This is a genomic window from Thiohalocapsa sp. (assembly GCF_022340605.1).
GTDB lineage: Bacteria > Pseudomonadota > Gammaproteobacteria > Chromatiales > Chromatiaceae > Thiohalocapsa.
This window is the reverse complement of sequence record NZ_JAJDNQ010000121.1, coordinates 1-17,176: the sequence shown is the minus strand read 5'-3', so window position 1 is coordinate 17,176 and position 17,176 is coordinate 1. Positions and strand designations below refer to the sequence as shown.

The following is a 17,176-nucleotide window of genomic DNA, read 5'->3' as shown; positions in this document are numbered from 1 at the left end:
GCTCAATGCTCGCACTTCTCAAGCTTCTCGCGCGCGCCCGGCAGCACCGATATCAGGAAGGTCGAGATCAGCACCACCGGCGCCAGCACGATCAACACCAGTGCCAGGAACAGCACGATGGGCTGGAACGGCCCCGTCGCCGGCACCACGTGGGTCGCGGCGAGGAACAGCAGCACTGCCGCGGCGAAGAACACCGCGGAGATGACGACGCCCTCCCGCATGGTCTTGCAGCCGAGCATCAACAGACGATGGGTCATGGCAGGGTCCTCCGCTCCGAGGCGCCTGTGGCGGCGCTCTGTTGTCGTCTTTGCTGGTGACCGATGGGCGCGGATTATCCGCTAAACCTGGAGCCGCGGCACCGTTGCGGTGCTGCCGGCGGGTGGCGCCCTGAGCGCGGCGGCCATACGCCGGCGTCCGAAGCCTCATGCCTGATCCGTCCGCCCTCATCGTTCCCGCCGTATTGCTCGCCGCCGCCTTCGTGCACGGCGTGTTCGGCTTCGGCTTTCCGATGCTGGCGGCGGCGCTGGTGTGGGACGTGGTGAGGCGCTGGCTCGGGGTGTGATCGAGCGCTGCCGCGCGCCGTTGCGGCTGGGGACGGCGCTCCCACGGGCGGCGTGCAGGTGTGGGAGCGGCGTCCGCGCCGCGACCTGCGCCGCGATGCCGGATCGCGCCGGGGACGGCGCTCCCACGGTCAGCCGCCCTCGCGCGTCATCTGCTCCAGGCGGCCTTTGGCGAGGCGGCCCTCGGTGGTGTCTGGGTAGCGCTTGGTCACCGCCTCCAGCAGCTTGCGGGCCTGCTCCATGTCCTGCTGGTCGTAGTAGATGTAGCCCAGCTTCAGCATGGCGCTCGGCAGCTTCGGGCTGCCGGGGTAATCGGCGATGAGGCGGTTGAACTGGGTCAGCGCGGCGGCGTAGTCCTTGGTCACATAGCCGATCTCGCCGAGCCAGTAGACGGCGTTGTCGGCGTACTGGCCATCCGGGTACTGCACCAGCATCGCCGCGAACGCCTTCTTGGCCGCGTCGTAGTCGCGATCCTTGAGCTGATCGAACGCCTTGCGGTAGGCGTCCTGCTCGCTGCCCTCCAGGGTCTCGGGGGTCGGCAGCGCCAGTGTCCCGGCAGCCTTGCCACCCCCGCCGAGGGCGCCGACGCCGGTCTTGGGTGGCGGTGCGACGGGCATCCCGCTGGCGGTGTTCCCGCCCGGCTGGCCGGCGGCTGCTTCGCCGCCTGCCGCCGCGGGCTGCCCGGCCTCGCCGGCTTCGGCATCGGCCGTCGCGCCTTCGCCGGCGGCTTCGGCCGCGGCCTTGGCCGCGGCGTAGGATTGGCCGAGCTGCGGCAAGCCGGGGTTCAACTGCCGCAACTGGTATTGCTGCATCTCCACCTGGCCGCGCAGATCCTGCACCTCCTGTTGCAGTTGCTGGAGCTGAAGCACGAAGTCCGACAGGCTCTTCTCGTTGAGCATGCGCTCGAGCCGCTCCAGGCGCTGGGCAAGCTCCGCCGGGGATACCGTGGACTCGCTGCCCGCGGCGCCGGGGATCGGAGCCGGTCTGAACACATCTTCGCGGCGGAGTTGCGCGCTCGCGGTGGCGGCGCTCAGTGCGAGCAGCGCGAGCAGGCCGAAGCGGGAGGCAGCGGCGAGGGCGCGGCCACGGTTGGTTGGCAGGGTGCGTGCGGACATCTCAATACACCAATTCGACGCGTCGGTTCAGCGCCCAGGCCCGCTCCGTGCTGCCCGACTCGGCCGGGCGCTCCTCGCCGTAGCTGAGCCGGCGGAGCTTCTCGGGCGGCACACCCTCGGCCACCAGGAACTGCTGCACCGCGTCGGCACGGCGGTCGCCGAGGGCGAGGTTGTAGTCACGGGTGCCACGCTCGTCGGTATGCCCCTCCAGCGTCACCGTAACGCCGGGCGTGCGGTAGATGTAGGCGGCGTGGGTGCGCAGCAGGTCGGTGTCCTGCGGGCGGATCTCGGCGGTGTCGTAGTCGAAGTAGACGACCTTGTTGTACAGGGGGCTGTTGGGGTCGTCCAGCGGCGACAACGGCTTGGCCGGCCCCAGCGGCTCCGGGACCTCCGCGGCCGTGTCGCCGCTCGGGCGCAAGGCATCCAGCTCGGCGCCGCTCGGCGGCGTCTGCTGCGGAGGCGGCGGCTGCGTGGCGCAGCCGGCGACGGCCAGCACCGCCAGCAGGATCACGGCGAGGAAGCGAAGGCGCGGGTTCAACATGAGCTCCTGGCGACTGACGGAATCTGGATGACGGATGCAGCGGCGCGGGCGCGCGCCCGGCATGAACAGGGGCTCGGATCGGCGCCCCCGCTGCGCTCGCGGCGCGTATCCCGGATGGCAGGGTACATCTTGGGCAGGCGCTCAGCGCGACATCAGTGCAAGAGGGGTGACCAGGCAGGCTCGCGCACCTCGCCCGAATCTTGCGAGAGCCGGTGGCTTGCGCCGGATGACAGCGGCGTGGCGACGAGCACCCCGCGGCCGTTGTTCTGAGTCGCGTAAATTACCATGTCGCCGTTGGGTGCGAAACTCGGCGACTCGTCGAGGGGGCCGCTGCTGACATAGCGCCGCGAACCGCCGTTCGTATCCGTCACGACGACGCGGAAGCGCCCACCCTCACGGGTCACCATGACCAGCGCGTTGCCGTCGGGCGAATAGGACGCGGCGGCGTTATAGTCCCCCTCGAAGGTCACCCGCTGCGCCGGGCCGCCGGCGGCGGACATGCGGTAGATCTGCGGCTTGCCGCCGCGATCGGAGGTAAAGACGAGCTGGCTGCCGTCCGGCGACCACGCGGGCTCGGTGTCGATGGCGTAGTGATCGGTGAGCCGGGTCAGTTGCCGCGTGGTGAGGTCGAGGACGTAGATGTCGGGGTTGCCGTCCTTCGACAGGCTCATGGCCAGCTTGCGCCCGTCCGGCGAGAAGGCCGGCGCGCTGTTGATGCCCTCGTAACTGGCCACCTGCTCGCGGCGGCCGCTGGCGAGGTCCTGCACGTAGATGGCCGAATGCCGCCCCTCGAACGACACGTAGGCGAGCTTGCGCGCGTCCGGCGACCAATTGGGCGACATGATGGGCTCGGCGGAGTCGACGATGGTCTGGGCGTTGTAGCCGTCGGCGTCGGCCACCCGCAGCACGACCCGCGAGTTGCGCCCGCTGGAGGTCACGTAGGCGATGCGCGTCGCGAAGATGCCGGGCTCGCCGGTGAGGTCCTCGTAGATGGCATCGGCGATGCGGTGCGCCGCGTTGCGCAAGCCCTTGCTGGTGGAACTCACCGTGTCGGCGAGCAGCTTCTTGCCGCTGAAGACGTCGAGCAACTCGTAGTGGATGTCGTAGCCGCCGCCGGCGCGCGGCATCACTTCGCCCACCACCAGGCTGTTCATGGCCAGGAGCTGCCACTCGCGGATGTCCACGTCCTCCTCGCGGTGCGGGGTCATGAGCATTTCGCGCCGCGGCATGGGCTTGAACTTGCCGCTGCGGGCGAGGTCCGCGGCGACGACGTCGGCGATGTCCACGTCGGGCCTGGCACCATCGACGTCGCCGAAGGGCACCACGGCGATGGGCTGGGCACCCTCGACGCCGCCGGTGATCTCGATGGTGAGCTTGGCCTGGGCGCCGGCCGAGCACACCAGCGCGAGCAGCGCGGCAAACAGCAGGGTGGTCGTGATGGATGGTCGTTGCATGGCGCCGTCCTCAAGGCTTGAAGCGGAAATTGAAGTCCTGGAACATTTCTTCGAATTCGTCGCCGTCAGGCACTGGCAGCGGTGAGGCACTGTAGATCGCCGAGATGACCGACTGATCGAAGGCGCCGTTGCCGCTGCTCTGCACCACCTTGACGCTGCCCGGGATCACGGCACCGCCCGGCTCCAGGCGCAGGTTGACGACGGCCTCGATGCCGCCGGGGCTGCCCGCCGGCTGCACCCAGAAGCTTTTGATGCGGCTCTGGATCAGCGGCACCCAACGGCTGGCGACCTGCCGGCGGGCCGCGGCCAGGCGCTGTTGGGCGGCGGCGTCCCGGCGCTGTTGCTCCTGCGCGGCCTGCTCGCGCGCCCTAGCCTGTGCCTGTGCCTGCGCCTGCGCCTGTTTCTGCGCCGCTTCCTGCTCCAGCTCCGCCGCCAGGGCCGCGTCCAGCTCGCGCTCCCGGCGGGCGGCCTCCTCCGCCTCGCGCCGGGCCTGCTCCTCGGCGCGGCGTTGTGCCTCCAGCTCCGCCTGGCGCGCGGCCTCTGCCTCGCGGCGGGCGCGGGCCTCGGCCTCACGGCGAGCCTTTGCCTCGGCCTCGCGCTGCGCGGCCAGCTCCGCGGCGCGGCGCTCGGCCGCCTGGCGCTCGCGCTCGGCGCGGGCGGCGGCCTCGGCCTCGGCGGCCTGGCGACGGGCCTCCTGCTCGGCGCGGCGTTGCGCCTCTTCTGCCGCGCGGCGCTTCGCCTCCTCGGCCACCTTGCGGCGGATCTCGGCTTCGGCGCGGCGGCGGGCCTCGAGCTGGGCTTGGCGCTGCTGCTCCAGCTCCGCCTGGCGCTGGCGCTCCGCCTCCGCCTGGCGCTGCTGCTCCAGCTCCGCCTGGCGCTGGCGCTCCGCCTCCGCCTGACGCTCCAGCTCCGCTTGGCGCTGCTGTTCCTGTTCGGCTTGGCGCTCGCGCTCGGCCTCGCGTGCCAGCGCGGCCGCCTCGGCCTCGCGGCGCGCTTGTTCGGGGTCGATCTGCGGGCGCTGCTCGGGTGGCTGCGGCGCGGCCTTGGCCTTGGCCTCAGGCTCGGGTTTGGCGGAGGCGGCGTTGGCCTGTAACTGCTCGATGCGCTGCTCGATGTCCGGCGTCACCGGCAGGCTCGCCTGGATCATGTTTTCGTACGCGCCGAGCTCCTGGTTGCGCACCAGCCAGTCCACGCCGAAGAACATCACCAGCACGAGGACGACGTGCAGCAGGACCGACCATAGGAAGGCCTTCGGATACTGAGTCCAGATTTGCCACATGGCGATCTGGTCAACGCCCTCCGGCAGCCGCCGCGGAAATCGTTCGCGGACGCGTCACCAGACCGACGCTGGGCGCGCCCGCGGCCTGCGCCGCCACCATGGCGTCCACCACCAGCCCATAGTCGATGGAGGCATCGGCGCGGATCATGACGGGCGTGGCCGGCGCCTCGGTCAGCACCTTCGACAGCCGCTCGTACAGCAGTTGCTGGTCCACGGGCAGAAGGTTGTTGTCGCCGAGGTCGAGGTAGGTGTCGCCGAACTGGTCGATGTGGATCACCACCGGCAGCGCGCCCTCGCCGGGCTGCGGGTCGGCGTCCGCCTGCGGCAGGTCCACCTTGACACCCTGGGTGATGAGCGGCGCGGTGACCATGAAGATCACCAGCAGCACCAGCATCACGTCGATGTACGGGACGACGTTGATGTCGGCCATGGGCTTGCGCCGCTCCCGGCGCTCCTTGCGCTTCATGCGGCCTGGCTCGTGGGGGTGGTGCCGCGGCCCTGGCGCTGAAGCAGGGTGGAGAACTCTTCCATGAACTCCTCGTAGCGGTTGTTGAGACGCTCCACCTGGTTGGAATAGCGGTTGTACGCGACCACGGCCGGGATGGCCGCGAAGAGACCGATGGCCGTGGCCACCAGCGCCTCGGAGATGCCCGGCGCCACCAGCGCCAGCGTCGCCTGCTGCACGTTCCCCAGCGCGTGAAAGGCGTGCATGATGCCCCATACGGTGCCGAACAGGCCCACGTAGGGGCTCACGGAGCCCACCGTGGCCAGGAACGGCAGGTTGTTCTCGAGCCGGTCCATCTCCCGGCTCAGCGCCACCCGCATGGAGCGCTCGGCGCCCATGATGACGGCCATGGTGTCGTCCGGATCGTTCTTGCGCAGCCGCGCGTACTCGCGGAAGCCGTTGCGGAAGATGGCGGCGAGGCCGGTGAGGCCCTTGCTCTCTTCCTGGCCCAGCTCGCGGTACAAGGCGCTCAGGTCACCGCCCGACCAGAAGCGGGCCTCGAAGTCGTCGGCGGCGTTGCGGGCACGCTTCAGCACCCGCGAGCGATCGAAGATCGCCGCCCAGGACAGCACCGACGCGAGCACCAGCACCAGCAGCACGAGCTGCACCATCAGGCTCGCGTTCAGCACCAGGTCCAGCAGGGAGAGCTCAGCGCCCATGGGCGATCTCCGGCAATATGGCGGTCATCATGTCCTCGGGAATGCGGGTCGGGCGCAGGCGCCCGGCGTCGATGCAGGCGATGTTGACGGTGGCGCGGCAGCAGAGCGTGTCGTCGCCCGCGCGCACCACCCGCTGCGCGAACTCCATGCTCGCCGGCCCGCAGCCCGCCAGGGCCGACTCCACCCGCAGCAGCTGATTGAAGCGCGCGGGTTGCACAAAGGCGATGTCCATGCGACGGACGGCGAAGAGCACGCCCTGCTCGTCGCGCAGGCGGTCCTGCTCGAAGCCCAGCACACGCAGCCACTCGCTGCGCGCGCGCTCCATGAAGTGCAGATAGCGGGCGTGGTAGACGACGCCGCCGGCATCGGTGTCTTCGTAGTAGACACGGACAGGCAGGCGGTGGTGTGTCTCACCGGCGTCGGATGGCATGCGCTGGAGGTCACCGCGAAAAATCGCGCCATGATAGCGCAACAACATGGCGCGAACATTGCCGCGGCGATACGGCGTGCTGTCGTGGCCGCAGGGCGACCCTTGCGCTCCACCGTCTGGAATGCTGTGATGCGTGCGCTGCCAGCCGCTTGGCGCGATTTCCGCTTCCCCAGTCCGCCACGCAAAGCCCCGCATCAGATCGCCTGCGCCGCACGACCGAGCTCAACCGCGTCCATGTCCGCCTTGTCCGCCCCCCAGCCAGCTTCGCCCCCGCCCACCGGGCGCGTTGCGCCGGCTATGGTCACGCCCGCCGCGGATGCCCGCCGGCGACTTGGAGCGCTTGCGGCGCTGCTCGTCCTGGTCGTCGGCGCCGCCGCGGCGGCGGAGCCACCCCCCGAGCCCCTGACGCTGGAGCAGGCATTGACCTACGCCAAGGGCCACCCGCGGGTTCGCGCGCGCAGCGCCCCCGCCCTGCCGCCGCGCCCACAGCCCATCTACGTCGCCTGCCACAGCCTGGCCTTTGCCAACGCCCGCGCCGGCGACCAGGAGCGTGACGTGGCTTGGGGCCCCCTGTTGCCGGCACTGGCGGCGCAGCAGTTGGAGATCATGCAGCGCTTCTACGACGTGCTGCTGGCGGATCTCAGCTACATGCGCGACAACGAGGCCATGGCGGTGGGCTACGTCCAGTTCGATCGTGCCCGGGCACGCGGCGAGCTGGGGCAATATTCGACCCTGGCGGTGGCTGATCTGGAGGCCGCCTATCAGCTCATCCGCCGCCAGTGGGCCGCCAGCGACGCCTCCCGGCGCCTGACCCGCTCCCTGCTCGCGCAGGCCCTCGGCACGCCCGCGGACCTGCCGAAGACACTGGTGGAGCCCAGCCTGCCGCGCGATGCAGACACCGCGGCGCCGGAGCTGGAGCAGGTCGTCGCCACCGCCCTGGACAGCAACCCGCGCGTGCGCGAGCGCCTCCAGGCGGGCGACGATGCGACGGACGCGCTGGTCCGCATGGCGCTGCGCCAGCGCGCGCTGGAACTGCTGCTGCGCCTGGACGTGCTCGCCGTCGCCGCCGAGCAGGCCCGCGTGGAGGCGGACTGGCGCGACCTGAAGCTGGACCAGAGCCGCACCATGTACGAGATGGAGGTCAGCGCCGACCTGGGCTACTCCATGAGCCAGCAGACCAAGGCCCGCCGCGACCGGATGGCGGTGGCCCTGTGCCGGTCGCTGACCCTCGCCGAGCTGGATGCGCTGCAGGGCAAGCCTGTGCTGCGCAAGTCCCCGCGCCCGACCGCGCCGGACGCCCGAGCGGGCGAAGCGCCACCAGGCGGCGAGTAAGCGGCCTTGAGCATAGAGCCATGGCCCCGTGGGAGCGGCGTCCCCGCCGCGATGGTATGCCCGTCGCGCCGCGGACGGCGCTCCCACGGTGGCGGCGGGACGCATGATCGACGCCGAACGCGACAGATCACTGCGTCGGGACTGGGATCGGGGTCAATCCAGGGTCCGATCCTGAGGTATCCCCACGAATTGCGCCGCACTGGACTGCTCGCCACCTGCGCGGCCCGCTGGGAGCGCCGGCTTTCCGCCGGCTCGCCGCGTGCCCGGCTCGACGCCGGGCACGCGGCGTCAGGCCGTCGAGACGCGTATAGGGCTCTGTCGAGGCGACAGATGTTCTGGGAACACCACGGGTTCCGATACCGATTTCGATAGCGATAGCGATAGCGATAGCGATAGCGATAGCGATAGCGATTTTAGAGCTCGATAGATCCGTGGATGCGCCGCTGCCGCGCCAGTCTAGTTTGCCGGTTGCGGGGATTTGGCGTCCGCGTACCAGGCCCAGCGCAACGACAAGAGTCCGCCAACCGATGCACACCCCAAAGGCCACCCGGGCGGCGGGTATCGCCCTCGCCTGCCTGCTGCTGATCCCCGTCACCGACGCCTGGGCATTGCAAGTTAGCGCCCGCCTGGAGTGGCTGGACCGCGTGGAGATGCGCGCCGTGCAGAGCGGCGTCGTCGAGCGGGTTTTCGTCACCACGGGCCAGTTCGTGAAGGCCGGCGACCTGCTGCTGCGCATGGATCAGCGCGAGGCCCGCGCCACGCTGCTGGAGGCCAAGGCGCGGGTCGCCCGCGGCGCGGTGGCGGTGGACGACGCCGAGCGCAAGCTGGTGCGCGCGCAGGAGCTGTTCGACCGCGGCCTCATCGCCACGGAGGAGCTGAAAGACGCCGAGTTGGGCAAGGCCGCCGCGGTGGCCGAGCAGGAGTCCGACCGGGCGGCCTTGGCCGTCGCCGAGGTGATGCTGGAGCGCACCGAGCTGCGCGCGCCGTTTGATGGCATCGTCGTGGAACGCCACGCCTACGACGGCGCCGTCATCTACACCAGCCTGCAGCAGCAACCGCTGGTGGCCGTGGCGCCGACGGACCGCATGCTGGCGCGCGCGCTGGTGACCTCCGATGTGCTCCGCCGCTACCGCCCCGGTCAGTCCGCCGGCGTCATCGTGCGCGGCGAGCGCCGCACGGCAGCGGTGTACAGCCTGGGCGTCGAGGCCGTGCGCATCGACCCGGACGGCGCCGTCTATGAGCTGGATGTGGTCTTCGATGCCGGCCCGGACGAGATCCTGCGGCCGTCCGAATTCGTGAAGGTTGTGCTGCCTTGAGGCAGCGACGGCAGAGCGCCCCTTGCAGTCGGCGGGCCTCGGCGCCGACTTCAGACAAACGGATCTTTTTAAAAGACAAACGGCATCATGAGTCAATCAAACGTTTGAATTCAGCGGAACCAAAGGACTAGTTCTATACTCTGAATTATCGGCGCTGATCGGCGCGGGTCCGCCGGGCTTCCCCCTCCCGCCGGACCTTTTCCCGACTACAACGGGAAACGGTTACCCCGGCGGCTTCCCCCCGAGCCCCGGGGTTTATTTTGTCTGCTCTCTCCATGCCGGCTGGTGAACTTGGGCTCATCGGGCGGGGATCAGGGGTCTTTGATGCGACGCAACGGCATTTGCCCGGACGATTTAGCGAAGGTCGGCGCGGCAGCGCATGCGCTCTATCTAACCAGGCGGGACAGGGTGATTGGCCGGGGGTATATCGCGATCGGTCGAACGCCCCGAAGGCCTCCCGCAACTTGCGATCAAGCAAAGCGCTTGTCGTGCGCACGGGCACATGGATGAATCTGGGTATCTTCGGGTACTCATAGCGTGGCCTCAAACTTGCTGGCGACGCGTGAACCAGAACTCGCACCGTTCTTGCGGCCGATGTCCTGGCTGCCGGATGGCTTACACAGGACGCTTTCCTACTCAGTCCCACCGCCCGCCGGCAGCTTGAACCCCGCCACCGAGTGGCGCAGTTCCACCGCCAGCGCGGCGAGCGCCTCCACGGCCTCGGCGGTGGCGCGGGTGCCGCGGGTGTTCTCCTGGGTGATGGCCTGCACGGTCTTCACGGTCTCGTTGACCTTTGCCGCCTCGCGCGACTCGTGACCGGCGGAGTCGGCGATACGCCGCGTCAGCTCGGCGATGTAATTGGAGACGTTCTCGATCTCCCGTAGCGCGCTGCCCGCGTTCTCGGCGACGTTGGCGCCGCTGTCGACGCCGCTCATGCTCGCCTCCATGGAGCGCACCGCCTCGACGGTGTCGCGGCGGATGGTGCGCACGATGGCATCGATCTGCTTGGTGGCATTGCTGGAGCGCTCGGCGAGCCGCTGCACCTCGTCGGCGACGACGGCGAAGCCGCGGCCCGCCTCCCCGGCCATGGCGGCCTGCATGGCGGCGTTGAGGGCGAGGATGTTGGTCTGATCGGCGATGTCGTCGATGAGCTCCACCATCTCGCCGATCTCCTGGGAGCTGTCGCCGAGACGGCGGATGCGCTTGGAGGTCTCGTTGATGCGCCCGCGGATCTCGCCCATGACGGAGATGGTCTCGCGCACCGCCTGGGCGCCGCGCCCGGCCACGTCCACGGAGCGGTTGGCGACGGCGGCGGACTCGGCCGCGTCGCGGGCGATGCTGTCGATGGCGCCGGTCATGGAGCTGATGGCATCGCTCGCCTGCTCGATGTGCCGCGCCTGACGGTCGCTGCCCTCCGCGAGCTGCTTGGCCACGGAACGGGTGCGCTGGGCGGAGTCGTTGACACGCGCCGAGGTGTCGTTGATGGTGGTCACCAGCGCGCGCAGGGCGGTTACGACATAGTTGACCGTGTCGGCGATGGCGCCGGTGACGTCGGAGGTGACCTTGGCTTTCACGGTCAGGTCGCCGTCGGCGAGACCGCCCATCTGCTCCAGCAGGCGCTCGATGGCGCGGCGATTGGCGAGATTCTGTGCCTGCGACGCGCGCGCGCGCCGGCTTGAGCGGATCAGTTGCTGGAGTCCGAGCAGCCCGAGGAACACCAGCGTCAACGCGGCGAAGATCAGCGCCGAGTCCGGTGCCGAGTCGAAGCCGATCAGCGCCGCCCGGCCGCTCTCGCTGCGCAGCCCGACCCCGATGCGGTCGAGCGACTTTTCCAGCGCCCCCGCGTCGGTGTCGATGGCGGTCGCCGCGACGAGGGCCGGGCTCACCTGCGCAAGTGAGGCCACCAGGCCATCGGCGGCAGCGCGCATGGACCGGTACAGCGTCCAGGCAGCGTCCAGCGCGGTGTGCAGATCCGCCGTGCGGGCATCGTCGGGGGGCAACGGAGTCTCGCGCAGCGCGGCGAGCGCCACCTCGAACTCGTCCGCCGCCGCGGTGCCGCGGTCTATGGCATCCTCGGTGCCGTCGCCGCCCCGCTGTACCCCCTCCAGGGCCGCGCCCATCTGCCGCACCCGGGCGACCTGGAGGCCGGCATCGAGCACCAGCTGCGGCTTGGCGTCCAGGGCCACCAATTGCTCGGCGATTCCCCGCGACATGGCCGCCAGCTCACAGAGCTGGGCGCGGATGCTGCCGGCGGTGCCGTAGAAGCCCAGCAGGGCATCGCGCACCGAAAGAATGCGGTTGGCGCCCTCGCGTAGCTGGAGCCGCGACGTGTCGGCCGCATCGGCGGCATGACGCACGTCGACGGGGACGTTGCGCGCGATTACGCTGGTCTCCAGCCCCAGGATCTCGCGGTGCAGCCGCTGCAGTTGTGCCTTGTAGGAAGCCAGCCGCTCGAAGGCCGCGACCTCCCCGCGCACGGCGTCCGCCGCGGCGTCGGACATCTGCCGCGCCAGCAGCTGCTCGGCGGAAGCTTCCCGCAGGTAACGCTGGCATTCCTCGGTGCGCCGGCCGTGCTCCAGTATGCTGGCGAAGGTCAGACCAAGCGCGAGCACCATGCTGCCGACGAGCAGCAGGGTGGTGAGCCGCTGCGGCCAAAAGTGCGTCGCGGACTCGCTGCCCTCCAGGGTGTCGATGACGGAGCGGGGCGGTCGCCTGGGGGTGCCAGTGGGCATAACATGGCCTCAGCCGGGGGTTGCCGACGGGTGAGCCGGCGCCGGCGCCCGGGCTGGTGCCGGTGCCAGGGCCGGGGCGGGATAGCTGCGCACCCCCGTCGTGAGCTCCCGGAGCCCTTCGATGGCGGTCAGATCGACGATGGCTACGTTTCCCTCCGCGCATTCGCAGCAGCCAACGATCAGCGCCGAGAGCGGCTCGGCGTCCGCCAACTGCGCGGGCTCGGGCGCCTGGAACCGAGTCCGGCGCAGGCCGATGACGGCGTCTACGACGGCGCCGAAGGCACGGCTGCGACCCGCCACCACCAGCGCGATCCCGCGGCGCTGGATGCCCTCGAAATCCGCGAGCAGCAGCCCGCGCAAATCGAACAAGGGCAGCAGCTCGCCGCGCTGATTGGCGACGCCGAGGACCCAGCGCGCCGCGCCCGGCACCGTGGTCAGCGTGCGTGGCAGAGGCCAGACCCCAAGGAGCCGGTCGAGCGGCGTCAGCAGCCGGTGGCCGGCAAGCCGGAACAGCACTCCCGGGCGCGTCGCTGCCGGCGCCTCTGCCGCTCGCAGCGCCGCAACGCGCGCCGCGCCGCGCCGCTCGAGGTCGTGCAGGTGCGCGATCAGGTGCTCGGTCGCTGCGCTGCTGTCGGTGGCCATGCGGAAGAGGCTGGCTGGGGCACGGGGATTGACGGGCCGGGCGACGGCGTAACAGGATCAGGGAATACCTTAATCTCTGCTCGGGACATTAGCAGGGCCGGCGGCGGGCCGCAACGCGGCACCGTCATGCGGCCCGAGCCGGCCCGAGCCGGCCCGCACAGCCGCCGGCCTGGCGGCGATGTCGGGCGGCGCTGGCTGAGTTGCCCGGCGCTTGGGTTACACTGGTGGCATGAAGCGAGAAGTCGGCGTCGTCATGGATCCCATCGGCTCCATCAAGATCGCGAAGGACAGCACCTTCGCGATGTTGCTGGCGGCCCAGCAGCGTGGCTGTTCCCTGTGGTACATGGAGATCGGTGATCTCTGCCTGCTGGACGGCGCGCCGCAGGCAGTGATGCGCCCGCTCGCGGTCACCGACGACCCGGCCGGCTGGTTCGAGCTGGGCGATGCGCAGCGCCGTCCGCTCGACACGCTGGACGTTGTGCTGATGCGCAAGGATCCGCCCTTCGACATGGAGTATGTCTACGCCACCTATATCCTGGAACTGGCGGCGGCGCGCGGCTGTCTGGTGGTAAACGACCCGCGCACGCTGCGCGACGCCAACGAGAAGGTCTTTACGGCCCATTTCCCGGACTGCGCGCCGCCGCTGACGGTGACGCGCAGCGGCGCGTTGCTGCGAGAGTTCATCGCCGCCCACGGCGATGCAGTGCTGAAGCCGCTGGACGGCATGGGCGGGCGCTCCATCTTCCGCGTGCGCGCGGGCGACCCGAACACGGGCGTCATCATCGAGACCCTCACCGACCATGGCACGCGCTTTTGCATGGCGCAGCGCTTCATCCCGGAGATCGCCGCCGGCGACCGCCGCGTGCTGCTGGTGGACGGCGAGCCGGTGCCCTACGTGCTGGCGCGCATCCCCGCGCCGGACGACGCCCGCGGCAACCTCGCCGCCGGCGCGCGCGCGGAGCCCGTGCCCATTTCCAAGCGCGAGCGCTGGATTGCCGCGCGCGTGGGGCCGGAGCTGCGCGCCCGCGGCGTACTCTTTGCCGGACTCGACGTCATCGGCGACTGGCTGACGGAGGTGAATATCACCAGCCCCACGTGCATCCGCGAGCTCGACCGCGCCTACGGCCTCGACATCGCCGGCGACCTGATGGCGTGCATCGAGGAGCGCCTCCGTGCGCGCTGAGCGGGCGCTGCGTGTCGCCCTGCTGCTGCCGGCCCTACTACTGGTGGCGTGCCGGGCGGCGGAGACCCCGGTGTACACGACGCAGTTTGTCGCCTTCGATGCCGCGGTGGATTTGAGCATCGTCGGCAAGCTCAAGGACGAGGCGCAGACGGCGGCGTCCGAGGTGGAGCAGGACTTCCTGTTCATCGAGCACGCGACCCACGCCTGGAAGCCGGGCCCCATGACTCGCGTCAACGAGCTGCTACCCACGGGCGAGCCCTTTGCCGCGCCGCCGTCGCTACTGCCGCTGCTGCGGCAGAGTCAGGCGCTGTCGTTGCAGAGCCAGGGCCTGTTCAACCCCGCGATCGGTCATCTGTACCGGCTCTGGGGCTTCCAGACCGAAGAGCCGCAGTGCCGGCCGCCGCCATCCAGAGCGTCTATTGCACGGCTGGTGAAGGCGCATCCGAGCATGGACGACCTGTATCTCGACGGCATCATGCTGCAGAGCGACAACCCGGCGGTGCGCCTGGACTTCAGCGCCATCGTCGTCGGCTACGCCATGGATCTCGCCATGGACAATCTGCGCACGCGCGGCGTGCGGGACGCGCTGGTCAACGTCAGCGGTGACGTGCGCACCATGGGCGACCGCGCCGGCCGCCCCTGGCGGGTGCCGGTGCGCCGCGGCAGCGGCGGCGGCGTGCTGGGCATCCTCGACGTGGTGGGCGACATGGCCGTCTTCACCAGCAGCGAGTACGCGCGCAATTTCATCTACGACGGCAAGACCTACCACGACGTCATCGACCCGCGCACCGGCTACCCGGCCGAGGGCCTACAGGCCGTGACGGTGCTGTACCAGGGCTCGGCCGCGGTTGCCGACGCCGCCGCCTATGCGCTAATGGTGGCAGGCCCCGGCGGCTGGCAGGACATCGCCGCCCGCCTCGGCCTGCGCTACGTGCTGCTCATCGACGACGCCGGTACCGTGCACATGACGCCGGCCATGGCGCAGCGCATCCAGCTCATCGACCCCCACACCGACGTGGAGATCAGCGCACCGATCGGTGCGCATGCCCAGAAAGGGGAACCGGGCGCCTGAGCCACCCATGCCCTGACCCACTCATGCAGAGCCCCGCACCAGGCACGGCCTTTGGTCAGAGGGGCGGGACAGCGGCGGCGCTGCGCCACCCGATGATCGCGGCCGTCGCCGTTGCCATCGTCGCCCACCTGTTGCTGCTGCGCGCCATCGCCTACGAGCAGCCGGAGCCGGAACCGCCGGCCGTGCACACCTTCGAGGTCATGACCGTCGAGCAGCCGGCCGACGCCGGTGCATCGCCGCTCGCGGACGCGGTGGGGGCGCCGGTGAACCGCGCCGGCGAGACTAGCGTGCCGCTGCCGGAGGTGGCATCCGGCAGCGCCCCGGACGCGCCGGAGCCGCCCGATAAGCCCCAGCCCGAGCCCGCCGATCTGCAAGTCACCGAGCCGCCGGCGCCGGCCGACGCCAGCGAACCCGATGGAGCGCCCGAACAGCCAGCGATCGCGCCCGCCGCCCCGCGCCAGGGGCCGGGGCTCGCGGGCACGGATGCGACCCCGGGCGGCTTCAGCAAGCCCGCGCTGGACGTGACTCCGCCGGACCTGACCGAGGTCCTGAGCGGCATGGGTGCCGACATCGCCCTGCCGGACCTGCCGTCCGCGGCGGCAGCCCCGGCGAGTGCGCCGCACGCCACGGCGACGGACGTCTTCGCGAGCCGCAACCTCGAGATCGCGGCGCTCACGGCGCGCATCAACGCACGCGACACGAGCCAGGCCGGCCGCCCGCGCCGCAAGGCCATCAGCACCAACACGCGCGAGTACCGCTACGCGGCCTACATGGAGGCCTGGCGCCGCAAGGTGGAGGCCATCGGCAACCTCAACTATCCGCAGGCAGCCAAGGAACGCGAGCTTTTCGGCAGCCTGATCCTGCACGTGGCGATCAAATCCGACGGCAGCCTCGAGGGCGTCCGCGTCGTCCGCTCCTCCGGCTACGACGTGCTGGACCAGGCGGCCATCAACATCGTGAAGCTGGCCGCACCCTACGCACCCTTCCCCAAAGACATCAAGGCCGAGACCGACGTACTCGACATCACCCGGGTCTGGCAATTCCAGCGCAACCATCGGCTGGGGTGGGACTAGTGCACGACCTTAGAACGGTCGATACCCTTCGCTGTCCGGGCCGAGCGAGCGTCGCCCTGGAGGGCGACACGCCGGCCATGGCGACCCGGGGTCGGAGTATCGGCCTCCAGGTCGACACGGATCAGCGCCCCGGGCGGCCTCGAGAGTAGTGATTTCGATTTCGAGTCTGCACCGGCCTCCAGTGTTTAGGCGCATCTCGGGGCGGTTGTACTAGACTGCGCCAAGCGGCAATAAGTATTCCCACCAATCATGTCTGTGCCCGTCTGCGAGCTCATCTACGCCGTGCCCCGCTGGGGCGAGGGCTACTTCCGCATCAACGCAGCCGGCAGTCTCGCGGTGCGCCCGGACCGCGGCGCCGCCACCGAGATCGACCTGGCCGCCCTGGCACGCCGGTTGCGCGATGAGGGGCTGTCCCTGCCGGTGCTGGTGCGCTTCGACGACATCCTGCGCCACCGGGTGCGCACCGTCCGCGCCGCCTTCGAGGGTGCCATGGAGCGCGTCGGCTGGCGCGGCAGCTATCGGCCCGTGTATCCCATCAAGGTCAACCAGCAGCGCAGCGTGGTGCGTGCACTGCTGAGTGCCGGCGGCATCGGCCTGGAGGCGGGCAGCAAGCCCGAGCTGATGGCGGTGCTGGCACTGGTGCCGAACGGGGAGTCGGTGATTTGCAACGGCTATAAGGACCGCGACTATATCCGCCTGGCGCTGATCGGCCGCCGTCTGGGGCTGCGCGTCTACATCGTCATCGAGAAGCCCTCGGAGCTGGAGCTGGTCATCGAGGAGGCGGCGCGGCTCGGCGTCGAGCCCCTGCTCGGCGTGCGCGTGCGTTTGGCCGCCGCGGCCGCCGGCAAATGGCAGAACAGTGGTGGCGAGGGCGCCAAGTTCGGCCTGTCGGCACAGCAAGTGCTGCGCCTGGTGGACCGGCTGGCGGCGGTGGACGGGCTCGGCTGGCTTGGGCTGCTACACGCGCACTTAGGTTCCCAGATTCCGAACCTGGCCGATATCCGTGCCGGCGTCGGGGAGCTGTCGCGCTTCTACAGCGCCCTGGTGGCGCGCGGCTGCGCCCTGAATACCCTGGACCTGGGCGGCGGCCTGGGCGTGGACTACGAGGGCACCCACACCCGCGCCTACTGCTCCACCAACTATGGCCTGGACGACTACGCCACCGCCATCGTCGAGACCGCCGCCGCCGTGTGCCGGGACACCGGCGTGCCGGACCCACACCTGGTCACCGAGTCTGGCCGCGCGCTCACCGCGCACCATGCCGTGCTGATCACCAATGTCGT

At 70.3% G+C, this 17,176-nt stretch carries 17 protein-coding genes; 7 read left to right on the top strand and 10 right to left on the bottom strand.

Annotated features, from left to right (window positions below; genetic code table 11):
* Positions 1 to 2 precede the first annotated feature (2 nt).
* Entirely contained in the window at positions 3 to 257 is a 255-nt protein-coding gene (locus LJE69_RS15655) for a hypothetical protein (protein WP_296926798.1), read from the bottom strand.
* A gap of 167 nt (positions 258 to 424) precedes the next feature.
* Between LJE69_RS15655 and LJE69_RS15650 the strand changes: the two genes are divergently transcribed.
* Entirely contained in the window at positions 425 to 562 is a 138-nt protein-coding gene (locus tag LJE69_RS15650; protein ID WP_296926796.1) for a hypothetical protein, read from the top strand.
* Positions 563 to 691: 129 nt separating this feature from the next.
* Here the strand turns inward: LJE69_RS15650 and ybgF are convergent, their stop codons facing one another.
* The 7 genes from ybgF to ybgC all read right to left on the bottom strand — a co-directional run bounded on the left by ybgF (position 692) and on the right by ybgC (position 6,543).
* On the bottom strand, positions 692 to 1,675 hold the full coding sequence (gene ybgF, locus LJE69_RS15645; RefSeq protein ID WP_296926794.1) for a tol-pal system protein YbgF: 984 nt from the start codon (positions 1,673 to 1,675) through the stop codon (positions 692 to 694).
* Position 1,676: 1 nt separating this feature from the next.
* Positions 1,677 to 2,216: a peptidoglycan-associated lipoprotein Pal gene (gene pal, locus LJE69_RS15640; RefSeq protein WP_296926792.1), complete on the bottom strand. Its 540-nt coding sequence runs from the start codon at positions 2,214 to 2,216 to the stop codon at positions 1,677 to 1,679.
* A gap of 152 nt (positions 2,217 to 2,368) precedes the next feature.
* Positions 2,369 to 3,670 carry a Tol-Pal system beta propeller repeat protein TolB gene (gene tolB / locus LJE69_RS15635; protein ID WP_296926789.1) on the bottom strand — a complete coding sequence of 434 codons (1,302 nt, stop codon included), beginning with the start codon at positions 3,668 to 3,670 and terminating at the stop codon, positions 2,369 to 2,371.
* 10 nt (positions 3,671 to 3,680) lie between these two features.
* A complete protein-coding gene (gene tolA / locus LJE69_RS15630; protein WP_296926786.1) occupies positions 3,681 to 4,949 on the bottom strand; it encodes a cell envelope integrity protein TolA in 1,269 nt (422 codons plus the stop codon).
* Between the two features lie 10 nt (positions 4,950 to 4,959).
* The gene (gene tolR / locus LJE69_RS15625; RefSeq protein WP_296926783.1) at positions 4,960 to 5,415 is read right to left on the bottom strand and encodes a protein TolR; all 456 of its coding nucleotides are present in this window, start codon (positions 5,413 to 5,415) and stop codon (positions 4,960 to 4,962) included.
* The gene (gene tolQ / locus LJE69_RS15620; protein ID WP_296926781.1) at positions 5,412 to 6,113 is read right to left on the bottom strand and encodes a protein TolQ; all 702 of its coding nucleotides are present in this window, start codon (positions 6,111 to 6,113) and stop codon (positions 5,412 to 5,414) included. Before tolQ ends, tolR begins: the two co-directional genes overlap by 4 nt.
* Positions 6,103 to 6,543: a tol-pal system-associated acyl-CoA thioesterase gene (gene ybgC / locus LJE69_RS15615; RefSeq protein WP_296926779.1), complete on the bottom strand. Its 441-nt coding sequence runs from the start codon at positions 6,541 to 6,543 to the stop codon at positions 6,103 to 6,105. Before ybgC ends, tolQ begins: the two co-directional genes overlap by 11 nt.
* A gap of 234 nt (positions 6,544 to 6,777) precedes the next feature.
* Here ybgC and LJE69_RS15610 point away from each other — a divergent pair, with 234 nt between their 5' ends.
* Together LJE69_RS15610 and LJE69_RS15605 are read left to right on the top strand one after the other, a co-directional pair.
* Entirely contained in the window at positions 6,778 to 7,875 is a 1,098-nt protein-coding gene (locus LJE69_RS15610; protein ID WP_296926776.1) for a hypothetical protein, read from the top strand.
* Positions 7,876 to 8,402: 527 nt separating this feature from the next.
* A complete protein-coding gene (locus LJE69_RS15605; protein ID WP_296926774.1) occupies positions 8,403 to 9,191 on the top strand; it encodes an efflux RND transporter periplasmic adaptor subunit in 789 nt (262 codons plus the stop codon).
* A 632-nt stretch (positions 9,192 to 9,823) separates the two neighbouring features.
* Here LJE69_RS15605 and LJE69_RS15600 read toward each other — a convergent pair.
* Together LJE69_RS15600 and LJE69_RS15595 are read right to left on the bottom strand one after the other, a co-directional pair.
* Positions 9,824 to 11,923, bottom strand: a complete 2,100-nt coding sequence (locus LJE69_RS15600; RefSeq protein ID WP_296926772.1) for a methyl-accepting chemotaxis protein — start codon at positions 11,921 to 11,923, stop codon at positions 9,824 to 9,826.
* A gap of 9 nt (positions 11,924 to 11,932) precedes the next feature.
* Entirely contained in the window at positions 11,933 to 12,565 is a 633-nt protein-coding gene (locus tag LJE69_RS15595; RefSeq protein WP_296926770.1) for a chemotaxis protein CheW, read from the bottom strand.
* Positions 12,566 to 12,794: 229 nt separating this feature from the next.
* Here LJE69_RS15595 and gshB point away from each other — a divergent pair, with 229 nt between their 5' ends.
* From gshB to speA, 4 genes are all read left to right on the top strand, one after another.
* Positions 12,795 to 13,748, top strand: a complete 954-nt coding sequence (gshB, locus tag LJE69_RS15590; RefSeq protein WP_296926768.1) for a glutathione synthase — start codon at positions 12,795 to 12,797, stop codon at positions 13,746 to 13,748.
* Positions 13,738 to 14,820: an FAD:protein FMN transferase gene (locus LJE69_RS15585; RefSeq protein ID WP_296926765.1), complete on the top strand. Its 1,083-nt coding sequence runs from the start codon at positions 13,738 to 13,740 to the stop codon at positions 14,818 to 14,820. Before gshB ends, LJE69_RS15585 begins: the two co-directional genes overlap by 11 nt.
* A 23-nt stretch (positions 14,821 to 14,843) precedes the next feature.
* A complete protein-coding gene (locus LJE69_RS15580; RefSeq protein ID WP_296926763.1) occupies positions 14,844 to 15,893 on the top strand; it encodes a TonB family protein in 1,050 nt (349 codons plus the stop codon).
* 249 nt (positions 15,894 to 16,142) lie between these two features.
* Positions 16,143 to 17,176 (top strand): biosynthetic arginine decarboxylase (speA, locus tag LJE69_RS15575; protein WP_296926761.1); only part of this gene is annotated, 1,034 nt, incomplete at its 3' end.

Bases quoted from the DNA above. Each gene is read 5' to 3' on its own strand.
- ybgC (WP_296926779.1), bottom strand. From the start codon at position 6,543: ATGCCATCCGACGCCGGTGAGACACACCACCGCCTGCCTGTCCGTGTC.
- LJE69_RS15610 (WP_296926776.1), top strand. From the start codon at position 6,778: ATGTCCGCCTTGTCCGCCCCCCAGCCAGCTTCGCCCCCGCCCACCGGG.
- LJE69_RS15595 (WP_296926770.1), bottom strand. From the start codon at position 12,565: ATGGCCACCGACAGCAGCGCAGCGACCGAGCACCTGATCGCGCACCTG.
- ybgF (WP_296926794.1), bottom strand. From the start codon at position 1,675: ATGTCCGCACGCACCCTGCCAACCAACCGTGGCCGCGCCCTCGCCGCT.
- tolR (WP_296926783.1), bottom strand. From the start codon at position 5,415: ATGAAGCGCAAGGAGCGCCGGGAGCGGCGCAAGCCCATGGCCGACATC.
- LJE69_RS15600 (WP_296926772.1), bottom strand. From the start codon at position 11,923: ATGCCCACTGGCACCCCCAGGCGACCGCCCCGCTCCGTCATCGACACC.
- LJE69_RS15650 (WP_296926796.1), top strand. From the start codon at position 425: ATGCCTGATCCGTCCGCCCTCATCGTTCCCGCCGTATTGCTCGCCGCC.
- LJE69_RS15580 (WP_296926763.1), top strand. From the start codon at position 14,844: ATGCAGAGCCCCGCACCAGGCACGGCCTTTGGTCAGAGGGGCGGGACA.
- pal (WP_296926792.1), bottom strand. From the start codon at position 2,216: ATGTTGAACCCGCGCCTTCGCTTCCTCGCCGTGATCCTGCTGGCGGTG.
- gshB (WP_296926768.1), top strand. From the start codon at position 12,795: ATGAAGCGAGAAGTCGGCGTCGTCATGGATCCCATCGGCTCCATCAAG.
- tolA (WP_296926786.1), bottom strand. From the start codon at position 4,949: ATGTGGCAAATCTGGACTCAGTATCCGAAGGCCTTCCTATGGTCGGTC.
- tolQ (WP_296926781.1), bottom strand. From the start codon at position 6,113: ATGGGCGCTGAGCTCTCCCTGCTGGACCTGGTGCTGAACGCGAGCCTG.
- LJE69_RS15605 (WP_296926774.1), top strand. From the start codon at position 8,403: ATGCACACCCCAAAGGCCACCCGGGCGGCGGGTATCGCCCTCGCCTGC.
- LJE69_RS15655 (WP_296926798.1), bottom strand. From the start codon at position 257: ATGACCCATCGTCTGTTGATGCTCGGCTGCAAGACCATGCGGGAGGGC.
- tolB (WP_296926789.1), bottom strand. From the start codon at position 3,670: ATGCAACGACCATCCATCACGACCACCCTGCTGTTTGCCGCGCTGCTC.